The sequence below is a fragment of the Plasticicumulans sp. genome (genome assembly GCF_035331805.1).
Lineage (GTDB): Bacteria > Pseudomonadota > Gammaproteobacteria > Competibacterales > Competibacteraceae > Plasticicumulans.
Map to the genome: position 1 here is coordinate 1 of NZ_DAOLKE010000129.1, position 9227 is coordinate 9227.

General features: G+C 69.5%; 6 protein-coding genes. All 6 read left to right on the forward strand.

The genetic code is table 11. From position 1 onward, the window contains the following. Positions 1-83: 83 nt before the first annotated feature. Positions 84-560 carry a ribonuclease HI gene (gene rnhA, locus PKE44_RS10510; protein ID WP_324550853.1) on the forward strand — a complete coding sequence of 159 codons (477 nt, stop codon included), beginning with the start codon at positions 84-86 and terminating at the stop codon, positions 558-560. A 55-nt stretch (positions 561-615) separates the two neighbouring features. Next, positions 616-1329 (forward strand): DNA polymerase III subunit epsilon, encoded by a 714-nt coding sequence (gene dnaQ / locus PKE44_RS10515; protein ID WP_324550855.1) that lies wholly within the window; start codon positions 616-618, stop codon positions 1327-1329. A gap of 145 nt (positions 1330-1474) precedes the next feature. Next, positions 1475-2869 carry a TIGR03013 family XrtA/PEP-CTERM system glycosyltransferase gene (locus PKE44_RS10520; protein WP_324550859.1) on the forward strand — a complete coding sequence of 465 codons (1395 nt, stop codon included), beginning with the start codon at positions 1475-1477 and terminating at the stop codon, positions 2867-2869. 18 nt (positions 2870-2887) lie between these two features. Beyond that, positions 2888-5023 (forward strand): XrtA/PEP-CTERM system histidine kinase PrsK, encoded by a 2136-nt coding sequence (gene prsK, locus PKE44_RS10525; protein WP_324550862.1) that lies wholly within the window; start codon positions 2888-2890, stop codon positions 5021-5023. Continuing rightward, on the forward strand, positions 5011-6366 hold the full coding sequence (gene prsR, locus PKE44_RS10530) for a PEP-CTERM-box response regulator transcription factor (protein ID WP_324550865.1): 1356 nt from the start codon (positions 5011-5013) through the stop codon (positions 6364-6366). The genes prsK and prsR overlap by 13 nt, the downstream gene beginning before the upstream one ends. An 81-nt stretch (positions 6367-6447) precedes the next feature. Beyond that, a partial coding sequence (gene prsT / locus PKE44_RS10535) for an XrtA/PEP-CTERM system TPR-repeat protein PrsT (RefSeq protein WP_324550867.1) occupies positions 6448-9227 on the forward strand: 2780 nt, incomplete at its 3' end.

Below are 9227 nucleotides of genomic sequence, written 5' to 3' on the forward strand. Positions count from 1 at the left end.
TGGCGCCCGCGCCGGCGGCTGGTGCCGGCCGGGGCGGTCGGCGATGCCTCGCGCGTCGGCCAGTGCTGCGAGGATCGAATCCGGTGAACGCTCCGACGACGGCCGATGCGGATCTGGTCGTGATCCATACCGACGGTGCCTGCTCCGGCAACCCGGGGCCGGGTGGCTGGGCGGCGATCCTGAACTGGCGCGGACGCAGCCGCGAGCTGAGCGGTGCCAGCGCCGCGACGACCAACAACATCATGGAGCTGACCGCGGCGATCATGGCGCTGGAGGCGCTGAAGCGCCCGAGCCGCGTGCGCCTGCACACCGACAGCCGCTACGTGATGGACGGCATCACGCGCTGGATTCACGGCTGGAAGAAGAACGGCTGGAAGACCAGCGCCCGCGAGCCGGTCAAGAATGCCGGACTCTGGCAGCGGCTCGATGCCGCCTGCGCACCGCACACGATCGAATGGTGCTGGGTGCGCGGCCATGCCGGCGACCCAGGCAACGAACGCGCCGATCAGCTCGCCCGCGCCGCGATCGGCACGCTGCGCAGCCCGCCGCCGGCGGGCTGAACCGTCCGGACCGTCGAAACCCTGCTTCTTCCCCCCACTTCGCGAGTCCTCCGTCGTGCGCCAGATCGTCCTCGACACCGAAACCACCGGGCTCGAACCGGCCCAGGGTCACCGCATCATCGAGATCGGCTGCGTCGAGCTGATCGGCCGCCGGCCGACCGGGCGCAGCTTCCACCGCTACCTGAACCCGGAGCGTGCGCTCGATCCCGGTGCGGTCGAGGTCCATGGCCTGACCGAGGCCTTTCTGGCCGACAAGCCCCGCTTCGCGGAGGTGGCCGATGAACTGCTGGAGTTCATCCGCGGCGCCGAGCTGGTCATCCACAACGCCGCGTTCGACACGGGCTTCCTCGATGCCGAGCTGGCACGCCTGAAGCCTGCGCCCGGGCGCATCGCCGATTTCTGCCCGGTGCTCGACACGCTGAAGCTCGCGCGCGAGCTGCATCCCGGCGCGCGCGCCTCGCTCGATGCGCTGTGCCGGCGCTACGGCATCGACAACTCCCAGCGCGAGCTGCACGGCGCGCTGCTCGACGCGCGCATCCTCGCCGATGTCTATCTGGCGATGACCGGCGGTCAGGTGGCGATGGCGCTCGACGGTGCCGATGCGCCGGCCAGCGCCGCGGCCCGCAGCGCCGAGCCCGAGGCCGTCGTGCGCATCGCGGCCGGGCGGCCGGCGCTGCGCGTGATCCGGGCCACGGCCGCGGACCTCGAAGCCGACGAGCGGCTGCAGGCGCTGTTCGGCCACCGTTTCGAGGGCGGTCCGGCGGCCTGAAGCCGGTTATCAACTTTACACAGCGGCGACACAGCTCGTTCGGACGGGGGCGGGCGGGCCGATGGTAGAGTCTGGCCCCGTTGTCGCGACCGACCGGCTGCCCCGGAACCGGACGCCGAAGCGGACTTGCCCCTGGGGATGACGGATGATTCGCCTGTTCAGACATTACGTGCCGCTGCCGCTGCTGCTGCTGGCCCTCGTGGAAATGCTGGTCTTCTTCGGGAGCATCCCGTTCGGCAAGTTCGTGCGCAGCGGCATCGAGGGCTGGGCCTTCGATCCGATCGGGCTGGAGCTGAAGGCCTCGCTGTTCGCGATCGTCATGGTCTCGGTCATGACGGCCATGGGGCTGTACGAGCGCCACTTCTGGGACGGCAAGGCCGACATGATGCTGCGCGTCGCGGTCGGCTTCCTGCTCGGCCTGTTCACGATCACGCTGATCTATTACTTCCTGCCCGATCTCTACATGGGCCGCGGCGAGTTCGGCATCGCGTTCGCGGCTTCCTTCGTCTGCGTGGTCGTCGCCCGCTATGCGTTCTTCCGGCTGTCGGACCACGAGGCGCTCAAGCGCCGCGTGCTGGTGCTCGGCACCGGCTACAAGGCCCACCAGGTCGAGCAGCTCGCCTCGGGCAGCCACGGCCGCGGTTTCGCGCTGATCGGCTTCGTGCGCATGAACGAGGCCGACGACATCATCGTCGACGCCGCGCGCGTGCTGCCGGCCGGCACGCTGCTGCGCCGCTACACCGAGCACGAGCGCATCGACGAGATCGTCGTGGCCATGGACGACCGCCGCCGCGGCTTCCCGGTCGATGACATCCTCGACTGCAAGATCAACGGCGTCACCGTCAGCGATCTGGCGACCTTCTTCGAGCGCGAGAGCGGCAAGATCCGCCTCGACGCGCTGCATCCGAGTTCGATGATCTTCTCGGACGGCTTCCATCAGGCGGCGCTGAAGTCCTTCAGCAAGCGCTGCTTCGACATCATCGCCAGCCTGCTGCTGCTCGGCCTGACCTGGCCGGTGATGCTGGCCACGGCCATCGCGATCTGGTGGGAATCGAACCGCAACGGCCCGATCTTCTACAAGCAGGCCCGGGTCGGTCGCAACGACCGTGTGTTCGACGTGCTGAAGTTCCGCAGCATGCGCACCGATGCCGAGCAGAACGGCATCGCGCAGTGGGCGCAGAAGAACGACTCGCGCATCACCCGCGTCGGTGCCTTCATCCGCAAGACCCGCATCGACGAGCTGCCGCAGCTGTTCAACGTGCTGCGCGGCGAGATGAGCTTCGTCGGCCCGCGGCCCGAGCGTCCGCAGTTCGTGTCGATGCTGGAGCAGACGATCCCGTACTACTCGATGCGCCACCGCGTGAACCCCGGCATCACCGGCTGGGCGCAGATCTGCTATCCGTACGGGGCCTCCGAGGAGGATGCCCGCGAGAAGCTGCAGTACGACCTCTACTACATCAAGAACTACAGCCTGTTCCTCGATTTCATGGTGCTGCTGCAGACGGCCCACGTGATCCTGTGGGGCAAGGGGGCCCGCTGATCCGGCGGAGGCGGGCACATGCTGATCTTCAGTGACTACGGCCAGCCCGGGCTCGGCGAGCTCGGCTACGGCATTGCGACGCTGATGTACCTGGTGTTTGCCGCGGCGCTGGCCACGCAGTGGCGCGGCCGGCTGCGCGGGGCGGTGCTGGTTGCGGCCGTCGCGATCACCGCCGGCTGGACGCTGTCGGCGGCGCTGGTCGCCGCCGGCGTGCGCGCGGCGCTGCCGTTCTATCTCGCCCTCGAAACCCTGCACGCGGCGGCGTGGCTGTACTTCCTGATCGTGCTGCTGCGGCCGCTGATCCTCGCCCAGCAGCATCGCCATGTGGCGCTCGCGATCGCGCGACCGGCGACCGGCGCGCTGGCCGCCGCGCTGCTGCTGGTCGACCTGCTGCCGGCGGTCGCGGACTGGCTGCCGGAATCGCTGCTGCGCGACCTGCGCATCTTCGGGCATCTGGCGATGGCGGTCGGCGGACTGGTGCTGATCGAGCAGCTGTTCCGCAACACCCGGCCCGAGCAGCGCTGGGGCACCAAGTTCCTGTACCTCGGCGTCGGGGCGCTGTTCGCGTACGACTTCTTCCTGTACGCCGACACGCTGCTGTTCCGGCGCATGGACCCGGCGATGTGGGCGGCGCGCGGCTTCGTCGATGCGATGGCCGTGCCGCTGATCGGCATCGCGGCGATGCGCAACCCCGAGTGGTCGCCGGGCCTGTTCGTGTCGCACCGCATGGCGCTGCACACGGCCTCGGTGCTCGGGGCCGGCATCTACCTGCTGGTCATGGCCGGGGTCGCGTATTACATCCGGCTGTACGGCGGCAACTGGGGCACGGCGCTGCAGCTGGTGTTCCTGACCGGCGCCGTGATCCTGCTGCTGATGATGATGTTCTCGGGGCAGCTGCGTGCCTACGCCAAGGTGTTCCTGAGCAAGCACTTCTTTCACTACAAGTACGACTATCGCGAGGAATGGCTGAAGTTCATCGCCACGCTGTCGCGGCCCGAGCCCGGGCTGCCGCTGCGCGTGCAGTCGGTGCGCGCGATGGCCGAACTCGTCGACAGCGGCGGCGGCGTGCTCTGGAGCGTCAACGAGCACGGCAGCTATTCCTTCGCCGCGGCCTGGAATTCGCCGGAACCGCCGGTGCGCACGCTCGCCGGCGGTGAATCGCTGGTGCGCTTCCTGGCCGCCCGGCACTGGGTCGTCGAACTCGGCGAGTACCTGTCCGAACCGGAGCTGTACGAAGGTCTGGAGCTGCCGGCCTGGCTCTGCGGCCTGTCGCGCGCCTGGCTGATCGTGCCGCTGATGCGCGGCGACACGCTGCAGGGCTGCCTGCTGCTCCTGGCCCCGCCCGGCGAGCGGCGCATCAACTGGGAGGATCGCGACCTGCTCAAGACCGCCGGCCGGCAGGCGGCGGCCTATCTGGCGCTGCTCGACACCACCGAGGCCCTGACCAATGCCCGCGAGTTCGAAGCCTTCAACCGGCTGTCGGCCTTCGTGGTCCACGACCTGAAGAACGTCGCCGCGCAGCTCGGCCTCGTGGTCAAGAACGCCGAGCGCCACCGCCAGAACCCGGCCTTCATCGACGATGCGCTGAAGACCGTCGAGAACGCCACCGGCCGCATGCAGCGCCTGCTCGCGCAGCTCGCGAGCCGCACGCGCGCGACCGGCCAGGCCCGCAGCTTCGATGTCGGCGAGGCGCTCGCCGAGGCCGTGCAGATCTGCAGCGGGCAGGCGCCGCGCCCGCAGCTCGCCGGGAGTGGCGAGGCGCTGGTGATCAGCGCCGATCACGACAAGTTCGTCGCGATCGTCTGCCATCTGCTGCGCAATGCGCAGGAAGCGACCGCGGCCGACGGCCGCATCGAACTGACCGTCGGCTGCGAGGCCGGCACGGCCGTGATCGCGGTCAGCGACAGCGGCTGCGGCATGGACGAAACCTTCGTGCGCGAATCGCTGTTCAAGCCGTTCCGCACGACCAAGGGCAATGCCGGCATGGGTGTCGGCGTCTATGAGGCCCGCGAGTTCGCGCATGCGCTCGGCGGTGAGCTCAACGTCGTCAGCCAGCCCGGTTTCGGCACCACCTTCACCTTGCGCCTGCCGCTGGCAGGCGAGGGCGCGCCCGGGCGCGCCGGACACCGGGAGACCGCCAAGTGCGCGAACTGAATCGTAAACTGCTGATCGTCGAGGACGATCCGGGCCTGCAGAGCCAGTTGCGCTGGTGCTTCGCCGACTACGAGGTGCTGACCGCCGACAGTCGCGATTCGGCGATCGCGCAGCTGCGCCGGCACGAACCGCCGATCGTCACGCTCGATCTCGGCCTGCCGCCGGACCCGGCCAACGCCACCGAGGGGCTGGCGACGCTGCAGGAGATCCTGCAGCTGCTGCCCTCGACCAAGGTCATCGTCGTCACCGGCAACGATGATCGCGACAACGCACTGCAGGCGGTGGCCGCCGGTGCCTACGACTTCTATCAGAAGCCGGTCGACGGCGACGTGCTGAAGCTGATCGTCGATCGTGCCCACGCGCTGTATGCGCTCGAGAACGAGAACCGCGAACTGGCCGCCCGCAGCCAGTCCTCGAAGCTCGAAGGCCTGATCGCCGGCAGCGCCTCGATGCTGAAGGTCTGCCGCACGGTCGAGAAGATCGCCCCGACCGACGCGACCTCGCTGCTGCTCGGCGACAGCGGCACCGGCAAGGAGCTCATCGCCCGCGCGCTGCATGATCTGTCGAACCGCGCCGACAAGCGCTTCGTCGCGATCAACTGCGCGGCGATCCCCGAGACGCTGCTCGAAAGCGAGCTGTTCGGCTACGAGAAGGGCGCGTTCACCGGCGCCGCCAAGCAGACCCGCGGCAAGATCGAATACGCCGATGGCGGCACGTTCTTCCTCGACGAGGTCGGCGACCTGCCGATGTCGCTGCAGGCGAAGCTGCTGCGCTTCCTGCAGCAGCGCGTGATCGAGCGCGTCGGCGGTCGCGAGGAAATCCCGGTCGACGTGCGCGTGGTCTGCGCCACGCACCGCGAGCTGCCGGCGCTGATCCGGGCCGGCAGCTTCCGCGAGGACCTGTACTACCGCATCAGCGAGATCACGCTGAACATCCCGCCGCTGCGCGAGCGTGACGGCGACACGGTGCTGATCGCGCGCGCCTTCCTCGAACGCTACAGCCAGAAGCTCGGCAAGAGCTTCAAGGGCTATACGCGCGAGGCGCTGACGGCGCTGGAGAACTACGCCTGGCCCGGCAACGTCCGCGAGCTGGAGAACAAGGTCAAGCGCGCCGTGATCATGGCCGAAGGCAGCCAGATCACCGCCGACGACCTCGAACTGGAGGAGGGCGGCGAACCGGCGCTGCCGCTGAACCTGCGCCGCGTGCGCGAGCAGGCCGAGCGTCAGGCGCTGACGCGGGCGATCGCCTACGTTGATGGCAATCTGTCGCAGGCCGCAGATATCCTCGGCATCACCCGGCCGACCCTCTACGCGCTGCTCAACAAATACAACATGAAGACCTGAGGTCCGCGCTTGCGGCCGGCTCCGTGTCATGCGCAGCACCGCGCGGGACTCTGCAGGACTTCGCAACACAGGACAGCCACGGTGACGAATACGCGGACGAATACGCGAAGCGGTGCGCGCACGGCGCGCAGGCAGGCGCTGGCGCTCGGACTGACGCTGGCACTGACGGTCGCCAGCCCCGGCGTGCAGGCTGGCCCGGCGGCCGACAAGTACATCGAGCGCGCCCGCACGGCCCTGCAGAAGGGCGATGTCAACGCCGGCGTCATCGAGCTGAAGAACGCGCTGCAGGAAGAGCCCGACAACGCGGCCGCCCGCCTGCTGCTCGGCCAGACCTATCTGCGCGGCGGTGACCTCGCCGCGGCCGAGAAGGAACTCGCCCGCACCCGCGACCTCGGCCTGCCGCGCGCGCAGTGGGTGGTCGATTACGCGCGCACGCTGATGCTGCTCGGCCAGGCGGATCGCGTGCTGAAGGAGTTTTCGCCGCTCGACGACGATCCGCCGGAAACCCGCGCCTCGCTGCTGTCGCTGCAGGCGCTGGCGCTGATGGCGCAGAAGCAGCTCGACGATGCCAAGACCCGCCTCAACGAGGCGCTGGCGGCCAAGGCCGACAACGTCGAGGCGCTGCTGGCGATGACCCGCCTCGAAGGCGCCGAGGGCAAGTTTGCCGAAGCCAGCGAGCGCGTGAACCAGGTGCTCGCCGTCCAGCCCGACAACGTCGAGGCGCTGCTGCTGCTTGCCGAGCTCGAACGCCTGCAGAAGCGCTATCCCGAAGCGATCGCGGCCTTCGACAAGGTGCTGGCGCGCAATCCGAAGGAACTGCGCGCGCTGGTCGGGCGCGGTGAAACCCGGCTCACCCAGGGCGATGCCGACGGCGCACTCGCCGATGGCGAGGCCGCCCGCCGGCTGCGCAGCAACCTGCCGGCCGCCAACTTCCTGCGCGGGCGCGCGCTGCTCGCGAAGAAGAACCTGCCGGCGGCGCAGGAGGCGCTGCTCGAAGTGCTGCGCTTCGTGCCCGATCACCTGCCGAGCCAGCTGCTGCTCGGCGCGATCGCCTTCCAGAACAACAACCTCGAACAGGCCGACGCCTACCTGAGCCGCTACGTGGCGGCCGTGCCGAACCAGCTGCCGGCCCGCAAGCTGCTCGCCGGCACGGCGATGAAGCTCAAGCAGCCGAAGCGCGCGATCGACCTGCTGGCGCCGGTGGCGGCGGCCGGCAGCGGCGATGCCCAGCTGCTCGCGCTGCTCGGCAGCGCCTACCTGCAGGCCGGTGACCACGACAAGGCGGCAGCCCTGCTGCAGAAGGCCTCGGAACTCGCGCCGAACGCCTCGCCGATCCGGGCCCAGCACGCGCTGTCGCTGCTCGCCTCCGGCGACACCGACAAGGCCATCGACGAGCTGGAAACCGCCAGCGAGCTGAACCAGGGCCTCGTGCAGGCCGACGTGATGCTGGTGCTGACGCTGCTGCAGACGCGTGACTTCGAACGCGCGGCCAAAACCGCGCAGGCGCTGGCGGAAAAAGAGCCGAAGTCGGCGATGCCGCTGAACCTGCTCGGCATCGCCGAGATGGGGCAGAACGACCTCGTGTCCGCGCGCAAGGCCTTCGAGCAGGCGCTCGCCGTCGATCCGAAGTTCACGGTCGCGGAGCTGAACCTCGCGCAGATCGACCTGCGCGAGAACAAGCCCGAGGCCGCCGAGGCGCGCTACCAGGCCGTCGTCGCCCGCGATCCCGGCAACGTGCAGGCGCTGCTGGCGCTGGCCGAGCGCGCCGAGCGCGCCGAGCAGCCGGTGCAGGCCGTGCAATGGCTCGAACAGGCCTGGGAGAAGAACCCGGACTCGCTGCAGGTCGGCCTGCTGCTCGCGCAGCGCTACCTGCAGCGCGGCGACCGGCTGAAGGCGAGCGGCGTCGTGCGCCAGCTCGAAACCGCGCAGCCGAACAACCCGGTGGTGCAGCGCATGCTCGGTGCCGTGCTGTTCGCGAGCGAGGACATCGGCGGCGCGCGTGCCGCCTACCGCAAGTTCGCCGACGCGCAGCCGAACAATCCGGAAGGCTGGTTCCTGATCGCGAGCACCTATCTGCGCGAGAAGGACGACACCGGCGCCGAACAGGCGCTGCAGCGGGCGCTCAACATCGATCCGAAGTACGCCCCGGCGCTGGCCGGGCGCATCGAACTGGCGCTGCGCGGCCGGCGCGAAGCCGAGTTCCGCAAGCAGGTCGAGGCGTTGCGCAACGCCTTCCCGGATTCGCCGCTGCCGCAGAAGTACGAGGGCGACTGGGAGCTGCAGGCCAACCGCCCGCAGAACGCGGCGCTGTCGTATGCCGCCGCCTACCAGCGTTCGCCGAGCGGACCGCTGGCGCTGCAGCTGGCCTCGGCGCGGCTGCGCGCCGCCGATCAGGCCGGCGCGCTGGCGGCGCTGAAGGACTGGGTCGATCGCTCGCCGGAGGACTACATCACGCGCCTGCAGTACGCGATCGAGCTGCAGAACCAGAAGCAGGCCGATCCGGCGATCGAGCAGTACCGCAAGGTCGTCGGGACGCAGCCGCGCAGCGTCATCGCGCTGAACAACCTCGCCTGGCTGCTCAGCGAACGCAAGGACCCCGAAGCCGTGGGCTTCGCCGAGAAGGCGCGCGAACTCGCCCCGGACAGCCCCGAGGTCGCCGACACGCTCGGCTGGGTGCTGGCGCAGGCCGGCAAGGTCGATCGCGGCCTGCAGATCCTGCAGCAGGCGGCGGTGCAGGCCCCGCACCTCGGCGACATCCGCTATCACCTCGCCGCGGTGCTGAACCAGGCCGGGCGCAAGGATGAAGCCATCCGCGAACTCGAACGCCTGCTTGGCGAGGGGCGCAGCTTCGAGCAGCAGGA

What these genes read in the sequence shown, in the direction of transcription:
- PKE44_RS10520 (WP_324550859.1), top strand. Translation starts at nt 1,475, where the DNA reads ATGATTCGCCTGTTCAGACATTACGTGCCGCTGCCGCTGCTGCTGCTG.
- prsK (WP_324550862.1), top strand. Translation starts at nt 2,888, where the DNA reads ATGCTGATCTTCAGTGACTACGGCCAGCCCGGGCTCGGCGAGCTCGGC.